Consider the following 16,959-nt stretch of genomic DNA (forward strand, 5'->3'; position numbering starts at 1 on the left):
TTCCGGCGGCTCGGAATCGTGCGGTTCGCGAGCAAGCTCGCTCCTACAAGGGAAGTCCGGCGCTGTCGGCTGTCACCAGCCTGACACCGAGCACCCCTAGTCTGGCGGCAAAGCCCCTGAAGCGTAGGCCGCCGCCATGCCCCTGACCAATGAATCCGTGATCCGCCGCATCCACCGTGAACTGCTCGACCACAGCGATGAAGAGCTGGAACTGGAGCTGCTGGAAGATGTGCGCAACCTCGACGAGTTGTTCGACGAGCACGCCGATGTCGACGAGGAAAAGCTCGCCCGCCGTCGTTACTTCAGCGAGCTGTTCCGCCTGCAGGGCGAACTGGTGAAGTTGCAGAGCTGGGTGGTGAAGACCGGCCACAAGGTGGTCATCCTCTTCGAAGGCCGCGATGCCGCGGGCAAGGGCGGGGTGATCAAGCGCATCACCCAGCGCCTGAATCCGCGTGTCTGCCGTGTCGCCGCGCTGCCCGCGCCGAACGACCGCGAGCAGACCCAGTGGTATTTCCAGCGCTACGTCTCGCACCTGCCGGCGGCGGGGGAGATCGTGCTGTTCGACCGCAGCTGGTACAACCGCGCTGGGGTCGAGCGGGTGATGGGGTTCTGCAACGACGAGCAATACGAGGAGTTCTTCCGCAGCGTGCCGGAGTTCGAACGCATGCTGGCGCGCTCGGGCATCCAACTGATCAAGTACTGGTTCTCCATCTCCGACGATGAGCAGCACCTGCGCTTCCTCAGCCGCATCCACGACCCGCTCAAGCAGTGGAAGCTCAGCCCGATGGACCTGGAGTCGCGCCGCCGCTGGGAGGCCTACACCAAGGCCAAGGAAATCATGCTCGAGCGTACCCACATCCCCGAGGCGCCCTGGTGGGTGGTGCAGGCCGACGACAAGAAGCGTGCGCGGCTGAACTGCATCAGCCATCTGCTGAATCTGATTCCCTACGAGGACGTCGAGCACCCGGCGGTGATCCTGCCTGCACGCCAACGCCACGAGGATTACTCGCGTACGCCGACGCCGCAGCAGGGCCGGCGCATAACCTGTTCCAGGTTATGCGCCCTACGTTTCTGAGGCTCGTAGCGCAACGATTTTCGTAGGAGCGAGCAAGCTCGCGAACCTGGCCGATTGTCGCGGCGTCAGGCGGTTCGCGAGCAAGCTCGCTCCTACAAGGGGCGGCCTCTGCATGGAGACATAACTTGTAACATTCCCCGCCGATCATGACTGGGACATCCCTCCACGCGGACTCCCAGCATGACCACCGATACCCTGGCCGCCGGCGATCTTCCCGTCGCCGAAGAACGGCCCCATCTGGAACGCAAGCCCGGCCGCATTACCGCCTTCATCTTCTTCGCCGTGCTCGCCGTCGGCCTGCTGTTCTCGGCCTGGAGCCTGGTGCGCGACGTCGATGACGTCACCACCACGGTTACCACCTGGACGCCGTTCCTGCTGCTCGGGGTCGCCCTGTTCATCGCCCTGGGCTTCGAGTTCGTCAACGGCTTCCACGATACCGCCAACGCGGTGGCCACCGTCATCTATACCCACTCGCTGCCGCCGCACTTCGCGGTGGTTTGGTCGGGCTGCTTCAACTTTCTCGGCGTGCTGCTCTCCAGCGGCGCGGTGGCCTTCGGCATCATCGCCCTGCTGCCGGTGGAGCTGATCCTGCAGGTCGGCTCCTCGGCCGGCTTCGCCATGGTCTTCGCGTTGCTGATCGCCGCCATCCTGTGGAACCTCGGCACCTGGTGGCTGGGCCTGCCGGCATCGTCCTCGCATACCCTGATCGGCTCGATCATCGGCGTCGGCATCGCCAATGCACTGATGCACGGCCGCGATGGCACCAGCGGCGTCGACTGGGCGCAGGCGACCAAGGTCGGCTATTCGCTGCTGCTCTCGCCGCTGATCGGCTTCGTCTGCGCCGCGCTCCTGCTGCTGGCGCTGCGCCTGCTGGTGAAGAACCGCGCGCTGTACAGGGCGCCGAAGGGCAAGACCCCGCCGCCGTGGTGGATTCGCGGCCTGCTGATCCTCACCTGCACCGGTGTGTCGTTCGCCCACGGTTCCAACGACGGGCAGAAGGGCATGGGCCTGATCATGTTGATCCTGGTCGGCACCCTGCCGATGGCCTACGCGCTGAACCGCACCATGCCGGCGGACCAGACCGTGCAATTCGTCGCGGTCGCCGAAGTCACCCAGCAGGCGCTGGTTCGCGCCGCGCCGCAGGCGGCTCCGGCTGATCCGCGTGCGGTGCTGTCGGAATATGTGCGCACCAAGGAAGCCAAGCCGGAGCTGATCCCGTCCCTGGCGGCGCTGACCGGCGCCATCGGCGCGGAAGTGAAGGGCTACGGCAGCCTGGCTCGCGTGCCGGCCGAAGCCATGGGCAACGTGCGGAACGACATGTACCTGACCAGCGAGGCGATCCGCCTGATGGACAAGGACAAGGTCGGCAACTTCGACGCGGACACCAGCAGCAAGCTGGCCGCGTTCAAGGGCAAGATCGACGAGTCGACCCGCTTCATCCCGCTCTGGGTGAAGGTCGCCGTGGCCATCGCTCTCGGCCTGGGCACCATGGTCGGCTGGAAGCGCATCGTGGTCACCGTCGGCGAGAAGATCGGCAAGACCCACCTGACCTATGCCCAGGGCGCCTCGGCGGAGCTGGTGGCGATGATGACCATCGGTGCGGCGGACATGTATGGGTTGCCGGTGTCGACGACCCACGTGTTGTCCTCGGGTGTGGCCGGCACCATGGCCGCCAACGGCTCGGGCCTGCAGATGCGCACGATCCGCAACCTGCTGATGGCCTGGGTGCTGACCCTGCCAGCGGCCATCGTGCTCTCCGCTTCGCTGTACTGGCTGTTCACCCATCTGTTCTGATTGTCGTGGGTGAAGTGAAAACGCCGCTCCCCGGAGCGGCGTTTTCATTCTGCGCATCCGTACGTGCGCGCACCATTTTCCCGGCGTGGGCCTTTGTAGGATGGGTAGAGCGCAGCGATACCCATGCTGTCGGCGCACGGAATCGATGGGTATCGCTGCGCTCCACGCCATCCTACGGCGTGCTCATCCCGTTACTCCGCTCGGTGGCTTTAGCAACGGCCCCATTCTGGCCCGCTTGAAATATTGAACGCGTGGTGCGTATTTTGTACGGGCTCGCGCACCTCGCGCGGCGTCCTGTGACAAGGACAAGAAGAACAAGGATAAGAAGTCATGAGTAGCGATCTAGCGAACCCGCTCGCCGAACGCCTGGCTGGAGTGGAAGAGATCGAGTGCGTCACCCCCGACCTCAACGGGGTGCCGCGTGGCAAGGTGATGACCGGCGAGGGCTTCCTCACCGGGCGCCGGCTGCAACTGGCGCGCGGCGTGCTGCTGCAGTGCATCATGGGCGGCTACCCGGCCGCGAAGTTCTACGGCAGCGACGACGGCGACCTCGCCCTGATCGCCGAGCCGACCCAGATTCACCGCCTGCCCTGGAGCGACGAGCCCCGCGCCTTCGCCATCTGTGATGCGGTGGAGCTCGACGGCAAGCCCTCCGGCCTGTCCACCCGTGGCCTGCTCAAGCAGGTCGTCGCGCGCTACGCCGAGCGCGGCTGGAGCCCGGTGGTGGCGACCGAGCTGGAATTCTTCGTTTTCGCCCCAAACCCCGACGCCAACGAAGCCTTCCAGGCGCCGCTCGGCCTCGACGGCCGCCGTGAGCTCGGTCACTCGGCCTTCAGCGTGTCCTCCAACAACGGCCTGCGCCCGTTCTTCCAGGACGTTTACCGCTGCATGGAAGCGGTGGGGCTGGAGCGCGACACCTTCATGCACGAGATGGGTACCACTCAGTTCGAGATCAACTTCCTGCATGGCGACCCGGTGCTGCTGGCCGACCAGACCTTCCTGTTCAAGCACCTGCTCAAGGAGGTCGCGCTCAAGCACGGGCTGATCGTGGTGTGCATGGCCAAGCCGCTGGCGCACACGCCGGGCAGTTCGATGCACATCCACCAGAGCGTGGTCGACGGCGAAGGCCGCAATATCTTCACCGATGCCAACGGTGATGCCACGCCATTCTTCCGCCACTTCATCGGCGGCCAGCAGGCCTGCCTGGCGGATTTCACCCTGCTGTTCGCGCCGAACGTGAATTCCTTCCAGCGCCTGTGCCATCCGTACGCGTCGCCGAACAATGCCTGCTGGTCCCATGACAACCGTGCCGCAGGCCTGCGCATTCCGGCCAGTGCACCGGTAGCCCGTCGTGTGGAAAACCGTCTGGCCGGTGCCGATGCCAACCCTTACCTGGCCATCGCCGCCAGCCTCGCTGCCGGCCTGCATGGCATCGAGCAGGGTCTTGAGCCCACTGCGCCGATCCAGGGTGAGTTCGAGGTGCCGGACGAGCTGCTACTGCCCTGCACGATGTACGACGCGATGCAGCGCCTGAAACGCAGCGAACTGGCCCGCGAGGTGTTCGGCAACGAGTTCATCGACGGCTACTGCGCGACCAAGTCCATGGAGCTGACCAGCTTCTTCGACGAAATCACCCCGTGGGAGCGCCGCGTACTCGCTGCCCAGGCCTGATGCCTGGAGCCTGATGTCAAGGTCCTGAGTCGCGTGCCCGCCGACACAGCTGCGGCGAAAGTCTGATGCAGCTGTGATCGGCGGCCATTTCCAGACGATCTTCCGGCCATCCTCGTACATCCGGCCGATATCCTTCGAAACGCCCCGCTTGACCGCGTGCGACGCCCGCAATTCCAGGCCCGGCAGGCCTCTCGACGCGCCGGTTGGCAGCCTCTACTGTGTCACGGCAAGTCCCGCTTTCCGCTTCCCGGACATTGTGCCGGGGTTGTCCTGGACCAGGAGGTCCAATGCTTCGGATCGTCACTGCCTTCCGCGCTCTGTACTTCGCCGCCGTCATGCTCTTGACCGGTTCCGGTCTGCTCAGTACCTACCTTGCCTTGCGCCTGGGCGCGGAGAAGGTCGATGGACTCTGGATCGGTGCCATGATGGCGGCCTACTACCTCGGTCTGGTACTGGGCGGCAAGATCGGCCACCGGCTGATCGCCCGTGTCGGCCACATCCGCGCCTATGTCGCCTGTGGCGGCCTGGTGACCGCCGCCGTGCTGGGCATCGGCCTGTTGCCGTGGATGGGGTTCTGGCTGGTCCTGCGGGTCGCCATCGGCCTGGGGATGATGTGCCAGTACATGGTCATCGAGAGCTGGCTCAACGAGCAGGCCGAGGCGCGCCAGCGCGGGCTGGTGTTCGCCGGCTACATGGTGGCCTCGTACCTGGGGCTGGTGCTCGGCCAACTGGTGCTGGTGGTGCATCCGGGGCTCGGCCCGGAACTGCCGATGCTGATCGCGCTGTGCTTTGCGATGTCGCTGATACCGGTGGCGATCACCCACAAGGTCCACCCGGCACCGCTGCGCCCGGCGCCGCTGGAGCCGCGCTTCTTCATCCAGCGGGTGCCGCAGTCGCTGACCACGGTGCTGGTGTCGGGGCTGGTGATTGGCTCCTTCTACGGCCTGGCGCCGCTCTATGCGGTGCGCCAGGGCTTGAGCACCGAGGAAATCGGTGTGTTCATGGGCGGCTGTATCTTCGCCGGGCTGGTGGTGCAGTGGCCGCTGGGTTGGCTCTCGGATCGCTACGATCGGGCGGCGCTGATCCGCAATGCCTCGATCCTGCTGCTGGTGGTGGCTTTGCCGCTGGCACTGTTGCCGATGCTGCCGCTGCCCCCGATCTCGCTGGCCTGGCTGTTGCCGATGGGGTTTATCGTCTGCCTGGTCCAGTTCACCCTTTATCCGCTGGCAGTGGCGTTCTCCAATGACCATGTGGAGGGCGAACGCCGTGTTTCGCTGACGGCCATGCTGCTGGTGACCTTCGGCGTGGGTGCCTGTATCGGCCCACTGGCGGCCGGTGCGCTGATGAAGCTGTTCGGCGCGAACATGCTCTATGCGTTCGTCTGCGCCTGTTCACTGATACTGATCTGGCGCGTGCGCCCGGAGAAGGTCAGTGGTATGCACCGCGTCGACGAGGCGCCGGTCAAGCACGTCGCCACGCCGGACAGCCTGGCGTCTTCGCCGCTGTCCGCCGCGCTCGACCCGCGGGTCGACGAATCGGCGGTGGAAGAGCAGATGAAGGGCAACGACAACAGCGTGCCGACTCCCGAGCCAGCAGCGGAAACGGAAGCCGAGGAAGAAAGCCGGCCTGCCTGAGGCCGCAAGGGAAGGGCGGCAAGAGCTTGCCGCCCGGGACGAACTAGAACAGCTCGTCCTTCTCGAAGCGCCGGGCTTCGCGTTGCAGCTGGTAGACGAAACGCTCGATGTTGCGCTGCGCCAGGCCGCTCATCTGGTGGAAGCGCATGCCGGCAAAGCTGTAGCCGACCTTTTCCTCGAAATGCACGTGGCGCAGTTCGACCGCCATGGTCAGCGCGCCAAAGGGCAGCCGCGCAGTGAATTCCTCGTAGACCTGGCCGGGCTGCAGACGCTCGGCGGCGTTGCCTTCCAGGCGGATCTTGCAGCCAGTGGCGGAAATGTCGATCAGGCTGCCCTTGAGTGGAGACTTCAGCTTGCTGCCGGCAATCTCCACGGCCACCGGTTGGCCCTGGCCCACGGGGGCGCGGAAGGCATTGCGGCGCTGGTGGTAGAGCATCTCGGACGGCACTGGCAGCCAGTAGCAGCGAGCGCCGTCGATCTCGGAGAAGAAAGCGTTCTGGGTGTTTTCCCAGGCGATGCGCACGCCTTCGTGGAAGGCTTCGATACGGAATTGCTCGCCGTTCTGCAGGAAGCGCTCGCCGTCGTTGGGGATGAGTTCATCGAGGGCGACGATGTTGCGCTCGCGGTTGATCTCGACGACGAAGCTCTGGAAGCGCTGGCCGCGCCCTTCGAAGGTGATTACCAGGGGATCGTGACTGTCCATCAGCATTTTCAGGCTGGCGTGGATCTCCACCGGAGCTTTCAACACCTTCGGTGGTTGAGGGCCATTTTCCTCGGCGAACAGATTGGACACGGTCCGCGGGTCTCCATTGTGTTTGTTATGAGTCGTGCACGGGGCAGGGCCGAATAGTGGCATTCTGCCCTAGGGCGGGCCTTCAGGCCAGAGAAGTTCAGGCCTGGCTGAGCGGGCGCTGGCGGTTGCTCTGGGTGGAGCCGCCGTAGCGATCATAGAGTCGAGGAGTGTCCTGGCCGCGCAGGATATCGAGCGTGCGCTCGGTGCTGGCCTGGCCGGAACGGATGATGCGGCCGTTGCGCTGGTTGGCTTCCTGGCAGCGTTCGAGCAGGGCGCCGAGCTCTTCGGCACGAGCGGTGAGAGCGGTGTTGCCGGTCGCCTGGGCGATCTGTGCAAGCCCTTTGCTGTCCGCGCTGACGCCGGCCTGTTGCAGTGCCTGGGTGCGGATGCGACCGTTCTGCTCGAGCTGATGCAGCAGCGGCAGCTTGCTGTCGAGCAGCTTCTGCAGCTGGTCCAGGTCGCGTGCTTGCAGCGCCTGGTACTCGTCGTCGATCAGCTGCAGCAGGTTGCTGGCTGCTTCGATGTCGCCGTTGATCAGGGAAAGCAGGGCATCGGACATCTTGGGCTCGGCGTACTAGCGGTTGACCAGGCGCTGAGTGAACTCAGCGCTGGGATTCGAAATCGAGCAGCTTGCTGGCGACTTTCTGGCTGTCGACCTGGTAGCTGCCGTCAGCGATGGCCGCCTTGATGCGGGCCACTTTCTCGTTGTCGACCACGGGCTGGTCCTTCAGTTGATCGCTTACTTTCTGCAGTTGCTGCGCGGTGTCGCTCAGCTGTACCGACTCGCCGCTCTTGGCCGGGGCGTTGACGGAGGCATTCTCTGCGGCGGCTTCGCTGCGACCGCTCTGGGCAGCACTGCTACGGCCAGTGCTGGCTGTCGTAGAGGCCGGGTTCAGCCGGTTGAAGTCGATGACCATGGTGGAAACCTCTGGAGGTATTGGACGCTTGCCAAGCTTTTCGGCCGTCCTGAAAGAAACTTTAGGCCGAATTTTCGTGCGCCTGAGCACATTTTGCAGAGGGCTGCGCTCATCATGCCAGAAAAAGCCCGAGGTCGAGCGCTACAGGCTGACTTCCACGGTCCCCGGCTCCACCACGCGAGCCCTGACGATACGCTGGGAGCGCAGGTTGCGCACGCGGATCTGCTCACCGGTTACGCCATCGGACAGCGCTTCGCCGGGCATGAACACGTTGATCGCACTGGTCCTGGCGCGAATCACCACCTGGTCGCCCTTGCGCACGGCCGCCGCCTGTTCGAGGAAGACCGGCGCCAGCACCTGGTCGTTGACGGTTGGGCGCTTGAGCTTCATGCCGACCACCTGGCTCGGATCGGTCAGGTAGCCCTGGCTCAGTTGGCCGACGTCCCGCTCGACGACACTGACGTCACCCGGTTCGACGACATGGTTGCGCTGCAGCGGCAGGGTGGTGACGACAACTTGACGGAACAGCTTGACCGTCGCCGGCACGAACACCGTCCAGGGCGAGCTGCCCTCGCAGAGCACCCGCACGGTGACCCGACCAACGGGCTGTGCCGGGCTTTCCAGCTTCTGCGTCAGGTCCTTGTCGCATTGCGTCAGGCGCAGGCGGGGGTCGATGCGTGCGACTTCAATCTCGTAGCGCGCGTCTATGCCCGAAGTCTGCAGATAATCTTCCACCTTGAACTCAAGAAAGCCCTGGGTGGAGCCGATAAGGATTTCAGGCGCGGTGAAGCCTTCCGCCCCAGCCGGGGAGAGGGTCAGCGCACCCGTCATGCCGAGCAGCGCAGCCATCAGGGCGCGCGCGGGTCTCAGCTGTCGGAAAAATGTCGTTGCCTGTTTCATGCAACGATCCAAGCAATGGTCATGCCGCCTTCGTGAGTCGGGCGGCGTTGCGTGCACAGGAGGCTCAATGGCCGGAGTCATGGATTCGGTCAACCAGCGTACGCAGCTGGTTGGCCAGAATCGTCTCGAACTGCTGCTGTTCCGCTTGAACGGCAGCCAGCTGTACGGGATCAACGTGTTCAAGGTGAAGGAGGTGCTGCAGTGCCCCCGCCTGACCGTGATGCCCAAGTCCAGCCAGGTGGTGCGTGGGGTGGCGAACATCCGTGGCGGCACCATTCCGATCCTCGATCTGGCGCTGGCCACGGGGCGTCACGCCCTGCGGGACATTGCCAACAGCTTCGTGATCATCACCGAGTACAACACCAAGGTGCAGGGCTTCCTGGTGCATTCGGTGGAGCGCATCGTCAACATGAACTGGGAGTCGATCCATCCGCCACCCAAGGGGACCGGCCGCGATCACTACCTGACGGCGGTGACGCGGGTGGACAACCAGCTGGTGGAAATCATCGACGTGGAGAAGATCCTCGCCGAAGTGGCACCGACCTCGGAGGACATCTCCGAAGGCGTGCTGGATGCCGAGACCCAGGCCCGCGCGGTGAGCAAGCGCGTGCTGGTGGTGGACGATTCCTCCGTGGCACGCAAGCAGCTGGTGCGTTGCCTGGAGACCGTCGGCGTGGAAGTGCTGGCGCTCAACGACGGCCGCCAGGCGCTGGACTACCTGCGCCAGATGGTGGAAGCCGGTGGGCATCCGGGCAGCGATCTGTTGATGGTGATCTCGGATATCGAGATGCCGGAAATGGATGGCTACACGCTCACGGCGGAAATCCGTCACGACCCGCGCATGCAGGATCTGCACATTCTCCTGCATACTTCGTTGTCCGGGGTGTTCAACCAGGCGATGGTGAGAAAGGTCGGCGCTGACGACTTCCTCGCCAAGTTCCGTCCCGATGACCTGGCGGCCCGCGTGTCGGACCGCATCAAGGCAGTGGATGGCGCGACGGCCTGATGCCTGAGTGACGAGATGCGGGTGGCGCCGGTGCCGCCCGCATCGTCTATGGTTTTTTGAGCACCGGTCAGGCAGCTGTCGTCGTATTGCCGGCAGCCGTCCACGAGCAAAGAGGCTTATCTGTGACATCCACCAATTCTGAATTCGAGCTGTTCCGGGATTTCCTGGAGAAGACCTGCGGCATCCTCCTGGGCGCCAACAAGCAGTACCTGGTCTCCAGCCGCTTGAACAAGTTGATGGAGCAGCAGGGCATCAAGTCCCTGGGCGAACTGGTACAGAAGATCCAGATACGCAGCCAGCTGCGCGAGCAGGTGGTCGACGCCATGACCACCAACGAAACCCTGTGGTTTCGCGATACCTACCCCTTCGAGGTACTGAAGAACCGCGTGCTGCCAGAGATGATCAAGGCCTCGCCCGGCCAGCGCCTGCGTATCTGGTCGGCCGCCTGTTCGTCGGGGCAGGAGCCGTATTCGCTATCGATGGCCATCGACGAGTTCGAGCGCACCAACCTCGGCCAGTTGAAGGCGGGTGTGCAGATCGTTGCCACCGACCTTTCCGGCTCCATGCTCTCTGCCTGCAAGGCCGGCGAGTACGACAGCCTGGCCATCGGCCGTGGCCTGTCGCAGGAGCGCCTGGCGCGCTACTTCGACCAGAAGACGCCCGGACGCTGGACGGTGAAGCCGCCCATCAAGAGTCGCGTGGAGTTCCGCGCGCTGAACCTGCTGGACAGCTACGCGACGCTGGGCAAGTTCGACATGGTGTTCTGCCGCAACGTGCTGATCTATTTCTCGGCTGAGGTGAAGCGCGACATCCTGCTGCGCATCCATGCCACCCTCAAGCCCGGCGGCTATCTGTTCCTCGGCGCATCCGAAGCGCTCAACGCGCTGCCGGACCATTACCAGATGGTCCAGTGCAGCCCGGGGATCATCTACAAGGCCAAGTGATTGGCCGATGCCCCGCCTGTTCGGGCGGGGCTCTTGCTACTGCATTCACATTCAGCATTCGCATTCAGCCGATCGCGGACGAAGTCCGCTCCTGTGCAGGGATCGGCCTGTGTAGGAGCGGATCCTATCCGCGATCCGCCGACAAGCCCGGCGCCGGGCGTGGCCCTGTTTTTTCTGGAACGGCGGAATCTCGTGCTCGGGAATCGCGGACAAGGTCCGCTCCTACAGGGACGGTTCTGCGCCGAGCAAGGGCGGCAAAGCGCAGCGGCAAGCTTGCCGCCTTGCCTCTGGCGGCAAGGAAAACAGTTGCCGCTTTGCCGCTGTTTGCCGCTTCTTGCCGCTCTAAAGATTCGCTCAAACCCTTGAAAATAAAGGGAATGAAAATATGGCACGCACCTTGCTGAAGTGTTGGCAAGCCCACACCGGCAAACAGGTTCGTGACCATGAGCATCAGCTTCGACAAAGCCCTCGGCATCCACCAGCAAGCGCTGAGCTTCCGCTCCCAGCGCGCTGAAGTTCTGGCCAACAACCTGGCCAACGCCGACACGCCCAACTACAAGGCGCGCGACCTGGATTTCGCCTCGGTGCTGGCGGCCCAGTCGGACAAGATGAAGAACGGCACCTTCAGCGCGACCCTGACCAATTCGCATCACATTGCCGCTGATGGTTTCGGCATGGGTGACGAGTCGCTGAAGTACCGCATCCCGAACCAGCCTTCGGTCGACCAGAATACCGTCGACGAACAGATCGAGCAGGCCAACTACGCGGAGAACTCCGTGCAGTTCCAGGCCTCGTTCACCTTCCTCAACAGCAAGTTCAAAGGGCTGATGAACGCCCTGCGCGGGGAGTAATCGCCATGTCGCTCGCCAGTGTCTTCAACATCGCCGGTACCGGCATGAGTGCCCAGACCACCCGCCTGAACACCACCGCGTCGAACATCGCCAACGCCGAGAGCGTCTCCTCGAGCATCGACCAGACCTACCGCGCCCGTCACCCGGTGTTCTCCACCATGCTGCAGAACGCCCAGGGCGGCGACCAGGGTTCGCTGTTCGGCGAGACCGACCAGGCGGGTTCGGGTGTGCAGGTGCTGGGCGTGGTCGAGGACCAGAGCCCGCTGGTGCCGCGCTACGAGCCGAACCACCCGGCCGCTGACAAGGACGGCTACGTCTACTACCCCAATGTCAACGTGGTGGAGGAGATGGCCGACATGATCTCCGCCAGCCGTTCTTTCCAGAGCAACGCGGAAATGATGAACACCGCCAAGCAGATGATGCAGAAGGTCCTGACCCTGGGTCAGTAAGCGCAGAGGACGCCCCATGAGCATCAATACCGATAACACCACGTCGAACTCGGTCCTGACGTCGCTGAACGCCGGGTCCAAGAGCTCGTCGTCCACGACCGAGACCGGGACCAGCGCGCTGGGCAAGGATTCCTTCCTGCAACTGCTGGTCACCCAGCTGAACAACCAGAACCCCCTGGACCCGCAGGACAACACCGAGTTCGTCTCCCAGCTGGCGCAGTTCAGCAGCCTGGAGAGCATGCAGAACCTGGATACCACCCTGGGTACCTTCTATTCCTCGTTCCAGTCGTCGCAGGCCCTGCAGGCTTCCTCGCTGGTCGGCCGCTCGGTGATCGTCAACTCCAGCAAGGTACAGGTCGACGACCCGAGTGCCGGCGTCAACGGCACCCTGGTGATGCCGTCCGGCGGCGACGGCGTGACCCTGAAGATCTACGACGACTCCGGCGACCTGGTGCGCACCGTCGACATGGGCAGCCAGAAGGCCGGCAACATCGACTTCAAGTGGGACGGCAAGGACGACAGCGGCGAGCTGGTGGGTGCCGGCACTTACACCGTCAAGGCCACCGCCAGCCTGGACGGTACCAGTACCGCCCTGACCACCTACCTGCCGGCCACGGTCAACAGCGTCACGCTCGGCCAGAACGGCGGGGAAATGTCCCTGAACCTGGCGGGCATCGGCGCCGTTTCCGCCTCCAGCATTCAGACCATCGGAAAATAACGCCGCGTTTCGGCACAGGAGCAACACATGTCTTTCAATACCGCCCTGAGTGGACTCAACGCCGCGTCGATGGACCTGAACGTCACCGGCAACAACATCGCCAACGTCGGCACCACCGGCTTCAAGTCGTCGCGCACCGAGTTCGCCGACCTCTACGCCTCCTCGATGCTCGGGACTGGCCGCATTGCCGTGGGTAACGGCGTGGTCACCCAGGCCGTCTCGCAGCAGTTCACCCAGGGCAACCTGAGCACCACTGGTCGCAGCCTGGACCTGGCAGTGAGCGGCAACGGCTTCTTCATGACCAGCGACAACGGCAGCCGCGTCTACACCCGCAACGGCACCTTCAATACCGACGCCAGCGGCTACATCGTCGATGGTTCGGGCAACCGCCTGCAGGGTTACGGCGTCAACGCCAACGGCAACATCGTCAACGGCGTGATCACCGACCTGAAGGTCGACACCGCCAACCAGCCGCCGAGCCCGACCTCCACGATCACCTCGACCCTGAGCCTGAACTCCAACGCCACCACGCCGACCACCACGCCGTTCGATGCGACCGACTCGGACAGCTACAACTGGTCGACCTCGGTGGATATCTACGACTCCCAGGGCAACTCACACACCATGACGAACTACTTCGTCAAGGACAGCGCCAACAACTGGAGCATGTACACCCTGGTGGACGGTCGCAACCCGCAGACCCCGACCAGCACCACGCCGCTGAGCAGTGACATCACCTTCAACAGCGCCGGCCAGCTGACGGGCATCACTTCCACCGGCATGACCGTCAACGCCGACAAGACCCTGACCCTGACTGGCTGGACCCCGGCGGCCGTCACCAACTCCACCACCAGCCCGGTGACCTGGGGCGCCAACGGCGCAGCGGGCGCTACCGGCGGCATCAGCATCGACCTGACCAAGACCACCCAGACCAATGGCTCCTTCGCCGTGACTGCGGTGACCCAGGACGGCTACGCCACTGGCCAGATGTCCGGTCTGTCGTTCGCCGAAGACGGGCAGATGTACGCCACCTACACCAATGGCCAGTCCAAGGTGATCGGCCAGGTGATCCTGGCCAACTTCGCCAACACCCAGGGCCTGACTCCGGTGGGCAATACCGGCTGGAAGCAGTCGCTGGCCTCGGGCGAGGCGGTGATCGGCACGCCGACTTCCGGCACCCTCGGTTCGGTCGGCTCGGGCACCCTGGAAGACTCCAACGTCGACCTCACCGCGCAGCTGGTGAACCTGATCGTGGCGCAGCGCAACTACCAGGCGAACGCCAAGACCGTCCAGACCGAAAGCACCATCTCCGACACCATCATCAACCTGCGCTGATCGGCGTCATGAGAAAAGGCCCCGCCGGGTAAACCGGCGGGGCCTTTTTCTTTACCGCGCGCCTTGCTGCGAATGGCGCGTCAGCGGGTGAGTGGTCAGCGAGCGAGGTGGTTCTCGATCATCTTCACCACGTCACCGGCGTGCCCACTGATGACTGCCTTGGCGGCATACAGGGCCATGCCCCTGACCGCTTCGGGGGCAACCTTGGGCGGCATCACCAGCTCCTGATTCACCACCACGTCCAGCAGTGCGGGGCCGGGCTGCGCCAGCCATTCGACGACGGCTGCCTCCAGCTCGTCGCAGTGCGTCACCTTGCGCCCCCACAAGCCAATGGACTCTGCCACGCGGCCGAAGTCGGGGTTCTGCAGGTTGGTGAAGGCGTCGAGCATGCCTTCCACCCGTTGCTCCAGTTCGACGAAGAACAGCGCGCTGTTGTTGAACACCACCAGCTTCAGCGGAATTTTCTCCTGGACCAGTGTCAGCAGGTCGCCCATCAGCATCGACAGGCCGCCGTCGCCGCACAGGGCAATGACCTGACGTTCCGGGAAGGCGACCTTCAGGCCCATGGCCTGCGGCATGGCGTTGGCCATGGTGCCGTGCACCAGGCTGGCCAGGGTACGCCGGCCCGGCAGGGCGCTGATGTAGCGCAGGATCCAGATCATCGGTGAACCGCCGTCGGCGGTGAACATCGCATCCGCCGGAGCGTGGCGGTCGATCAGGCTGGTCAGGTACTGCGGGCGGATCAAGCCGCTGTGCGTTGGTTGGGCATGCTCGCGCAGGCCATCCAGTGCCTTGCTGTGTCGCTCCCGGCAGTGGTCGAGGAAGCTGCGTTCCTGGCGCGGGGTGATCAGCGGCAGCAGCGCCTCCACGGTGCTGCGCACATCGCCCACCGCACCGAGGCTGATCGGATGGCGGCGGCCGAGATGGCTGGCTTCCAGGTCGATCTGGATGATGGTCGCGTGCTCCGGGTAGAACTGCCGCCAGGCGAATCCCGAGCCGAGGATCAGCAGCGTGTCGCACTGGCTGACGGCATAGCAGCCGGACTCGTGCCCCATCATGCCTATCATGCCGACGTTGAACGGGTTGTCCGGTTCGAGGAAGTCCTTGGCGCGGGAGCTGTGGGCGATGGGTGCCTGCAGCGCTGCTGCCAGTTTCTTCACCTCGTCCTGTGCCCCGGCGCAACCGATGCCGCCATAGATGGCAACGGACTTGCCGGCATTGAGTAGCGCGGCGATCTGCTGCAGTTCGTCGTCGGCCGGTCTCACTCTGGGCCGGGGCCTGATCGGTGGCAGTGCCTTGGCGCCGGTCGGCGCAGGCATGCCGGCGATGTCGGCCGGCAGCACCAGCACGGCGACGCCGCGCTTGTTCAGCGCTTCCTGAACGGCCTGCCGGGTCTTCTGAACGGCCTGTTGCGGGCTGTGGATTTCTTCGCAGTAGACGCTGCAACGGCTGTAGACCTGGAGGAAGTCGACTTCCTGGGGGAAGTCCGTGCCCTGGGTGTCGCTGAGGATCTGGCTGGCGATCAGTACCACCGGCGCGCCGTTGCGGTGGGACTCGAACAGGCCGTTGATGAAGTGCAGGCTGCCCGGCCCGCAGCTGCCGGCGCACAGGGTCAGGGTTTCGCTGATCAACGCCTCGGCGCCAGCGGCAAAGGCGCCGGCTTCTTCGTGACGCACGTGTACCCAACGGATTTTGCCCTGGCGTCGCAGGGCGTCGGTGAAATGGTTGAGGGTATCGCCGGGAATTCCCCAGCAGTGTCTGGCACCTGCGCTGAGCAGGATGTCGACCATGAGTTCTGCCACTGTCTGGCTCATATCGGGTTCCTTGGATCTTCAGGGAAGGGGGTGTGTGTGCCTCTTCGGTGCGCACGTCGGCCCCTTGCTGACGGGGCCGTTGGCGGGGATGGCGGATCAGGGCTTCTTGCGTACGGCGGTGACTTCGATCTCCACCAGCCAGCCCGGATCGAACAGACCGGCCACCTGGATGGCTGAGCGCGCCGGCACCTTGGGCTGAGACGCGGTGCCGAAGAACTGGTTGTAACCTTCCATGAAGCCGGCGAAGTCCATCTTGCCGCCCTGCTTCGGGTCGCCCACCAGGTAGGCCTGCATCTTCACTGCGTCATCCATGCCCAGTCCCATGGACTTGAGGGTGCTCTGGATGGATTGAAGGACGCTGATGGTCTGGGTTTTGGTATCGCCGTACACCACGGTGGCGCCGGAGAGGTCCTTCTGCGGCACGGCGCCGGGCGTCAGGCCACTGACATGGATTTCCGAGGAACCCTCGGGCACCTCCACCGCCAGGGCGATGGGGAAGTTGGAGTCCGGCAGCTTGTAGCGGATCACCTCGGCGGCGCTGGCGTAGAGCGGACCGGCCAGCAGGATGAGGGCAAGCGGCAGGGTGAAGCATTGGAGTCGTTTCATCGGTCAGCCTTCCTGGTAGGTGATGGGCTTGGGCGGTCGCAGTTCCTTGACCTGCTGCGCGGTGATGGTCTGCGTGCTCTTGTTGCCGAAGTGGGTGGTGACGTAGTTGGCGACGGCGGCAATCTGCGTGTCGTTCAGGTCGGCGCTGAAGCTGGGCATGCCGTGCAAGCCGTTGAGCATGATGGTGGCGGGGTAGTCCGGAGTGGCCAGGCGTGGGTTGTCGGCGAGCTTGGGATACATCCCCGCGCCGCTGTGGGCGCCCTGGCCTTCGGGCATGTGACAGCCCTGGCAGATGGACTGGTAAAGCACGGCACCGTCGGTGCTGGTGAAGTTGTTGTGGTCGTTCTGGAAGATCGCGTCGTCCCGGCGCATGGGGTCGGGGCCGGCCAGCGCAAGGGTTGGAAGCAGGGTCAGCAGGGCAAAGAAGGAATGGCGTGGTTGCATGGCAGTAA

Annotated in this window: 18 protein-coding genes; 10 read left to right on the top strand and 8 right to left on the bottom strand. The window is 64.3% G+C overall.

Going from position 1 to position 16,959, the window contains the following annotated elements; all coding sequences use genetic code 11:
- The first annotated feature begins 136 nt into the window (after window positions 1-136).
- The 4 genes from ppk2 to FAS41_RS04815 all read left to right on the top strand — a co-directional run bounded on the left by ppk2 (window position 137) and on the right by FAS41_RS04815 (window position 6,174).
- Window positions 137-1,075 (top strand): polyphosphate kinase 2, encoded by a 939-nt coding sequence (ppk2, locus tag FAS41_RS04800; protein WP_138520489.1) that lies wholly within the window; start codon window positions 137-139, stop codon window positions 1,073-1,075.
- 180 nt (window positions 1,076-1,255) lie between these two features.
- Entirely contained in the window at window positions 1,256-2,869 is a 1,614-nt protein-coding gene (locus tag FAS41_RS04805) for an inorganic phosphate transporter (protein WP_138520490.1), read from the top strand.
- Between the two features lie 432 nt (window positions 2,870-3,301).
- Window positions 3,302-4,540 carry a glutamine synthetase family protein gene (locus FAS41_RS04810; protein WP_171049442.1) on the top strand — a complete coding sequence of 413 codons (1,239 nt, stop codon included), beginning with the start codon at window positions 3,302-3,304 and terminating at the stop codon, window positions 4,538-4,540.
- 287 nt (window positions 4,541-4,827) lie between these two features.
- A complete protein-coding gene (locus FAS41_RS04815) occupies window positions 4,828-6,174 on the top strand; it encodes an MFS transporter (protein ID WP_138520492.1) in 1,347 nt (448 codons plus the stop codon).
- A 43-nt stretch (window positions 6,175-6,217) separates the two neighbouring features.
- Here the strand turns inward: FAS41_RS04815 and FAS41_RS04820 are convergent, their stop codons facing one another.
- The 4 genes from FAS41_RS04820 to flgA all read right to left on the bottom strand — a co-directional run bounded on the left by FAS41_RS04820 (window position 6,218) and on the right by flgA (window position 8,715).
- Window positions 6,218-6,967, bottom strand: a complete 750-nt coding sequence (locus FAS41_RS04820; RefSeq protein ID WP_138520493.1) for a flagellar brake protein — start codon at window positions 6,965-6,967, stop codon at window positions 6,218-6,220.
- 97 nt (window positions 6,968-7,064) lie between these two features.
- Entirely contained in the window at window positions 7,065-7,526 is a 462-nt protein-coding gene (locus FAS41_RS04825) for a flagella synthesis protein FlgN (RefSeq protein WP_138520494.1), read from the bottom strand.
- Between the two features lie 43 nt (window positions 7,527-7,569).
- A complete protein-coding gene (gene flgM / locus FAS41_RS04830) occupies window positions 7,570-7,884 on the bottom strand; it encodes a flagellar biosynthesis anti-sigma factor FlgM (protein WP_045212162.1) in 315 nt (104 codons plus the stop codon).
- Window positions 7,885-8,025: 141 nt separating this feature from the next.
- A complete protein-coding gene (flgA, locus tag FAS41_RS04835; protein ID WP_138520606.1) occupies window positions 8,026-8,715 on the bottom strand; it encodes a flagellar basal body P-ring formation chaperone FlgA in 690 nt (229 codons plus the stop codon).
- A gap of 136 nt (window positions 8,716-8,851) precedes the next feature.
- Here flgA and FAS41_RS04840 point away from each other — a divergent pair, with 136 nt between their 5' ends.
- Together FAS41_RS04840 and cheR are read left to right on the top strand one after the other, a co-directional pair.
- Window positions 8,852-9,790 carry a chemotaxis protein CheV gene (locus tag FAS41_RS04840; RefSeq protein WP_045212160.1) on the top strand — a complete coding sequence of 313 codons (939 nt, stop codon included), beginning with the start codon at window positions 8,852-8,854 and terminating at the stop codon, window positions 9,788-9,790.
- Window positions 9,791-9,912: 122 nt separating this feature from the next.
- Window positions 9,913-10,734, top strand: coding sequence for a protein-glutamate O-methyltransferase CheR (gene cheR, locus FAS41_RS04845; RefSeq protein WP_138520495.1), 822 nt, complete (start codon window positions 9,913-9,915; stop codon window positions 10,732-10,734).
- Between the two features lie 124 nt (window positions 10,735-10,858).
- Here cheR and FAS41_RS04850 read toward each other — a convergent pair whose 3' ends face one another.
- On the bottom strand, window positions 10,859-11,179 hold the full coding sequence (locus tag FAS41_RS04850) for a hypothetical protein (protein ID WP_138520496.1): 321 nt from the start codon (window positions 11,177-11,179) through the stop codon (window positions 10,859-10,861).
- On the opposite strand from FAS41_RS04850, the gene flgB reads away from it, so the two are divergent.
- Genes flgB through flgE form a run of 4 tightly spaced genes read left to right on the top strand, consistent with a single transcriptional unit; the run spans window position 11,178 to window position 14,087 of the window.
- The gene (gene flgB, locus FAS41_RS04855; protein ID WP_138520497.1) at window positions 11,178-11,585 is read left to right on the top strand and encodes a flagellar basal body rod protein FlgB; all 408 of its coding nucleotides are present in this window, start codon (window positions 11,178-11,180) and stop codon (window positions 11,583-11,585) included. The two genes, FAS41_RS04850 and flgB, sit on opposite strands and share 2 nt — an antisense overlap.
- A gap of 5 nt (window positions 11,586-11,590) precedes the next feature.
- Window positions 11,591-12,034: a flagellar basal body rod protein FlgC gene (flgC, locus tag FAS41_RS04860; protein WP_045212156.1), complete on the top strand. Its 444-nt coding sequence runs from the start codon at window positions 11,591-11,593 to the stop codon at window positions 12,032-12,034.
- Window positions 12,035-12,056: 22 nt separating this feature from the next.
- Entirely contained in the window at window positions 12,057-12,752 is a 696-nt protein-coding gene (gene flgD, locus FAS41_RS04865; RefSeq protein WP_425049019.1) for a flagellar hook assembly protein FlgD, read from the top strand.
- Between the two features lie 27 nt (window positions 12,753-12,779).
- The gene (gene flgE / locus FAS41_RS04870) at window positions 12,780-14,087 is read left to right on the top strand and encodes a flagellar hook protein FlgE (protein ID WP_138520499.1); all 1,308 of its coding nucleotides are present in this window, start codon (window positions 12,780-12,782) and stop codon (window positions 14,085-14,087) included.
- A 95-nt stretch (window positions 14,088-14,182) separates the two neighbouring features.
- On the opposite strand, the gene FAS41_RS04875 is transcribed toward flgE, so the two are convergent.
- The 3 genes from FAS41_RS04875 to FAS41_RS04885 form a co-directional block, all read right to left on the bottom strand.
- Window positions 14,183-15,901, bottom strand: a complete 1,719-nt coding sequence (locus FAS41_RS04875; protein WP_138520500.1) for a thiamine pyrophosphate-dependent enzyme — start codon at window positions 15,899-15,901, stop codon at window positions 14,183-14,185.
- A 96-nt stretch (window positions 15,902-15,997) separates the two neighbouring features.
- Window positions 15,998-16,507: a RidA family protein gene (locus FAS41_RS04880; protein ID WP_138520501.1), complete on the bottom strand. Its 510-nt coding sequence runs from the start codon at window positions 16,505-16,507 to the stop codon at window positions 15,998-16,000.
- Window positions 16,508-16,510: 3 nt separating this feature from the next.
- Window positions 16,511-16,951, bottom strand: a complete 441-nt coding sequence (locus FAS41_RS04885; RefSeq protein ID WP_138520502.1) for a c-type cytochrome — start codon at window positions 16,949-16,951, stop codon at window positions 16,511-16,513.
- Between the last annotated feature and the right edge of the window lie 8 nt (window positions 16,952-16,959).

The sequence above is a fragment of the Pseudomonas nicosulfuronedens genome (assembly GCF_005877905.1).
GTDB classification, from domain to species: domain Bacteria; phylum Pseudomonadota; class Gammaproteobacteria; order Pseudomonadales; family Pseudomonadaceae; genus Pseudomonas; species Pseudomonas nicosulfuronedens.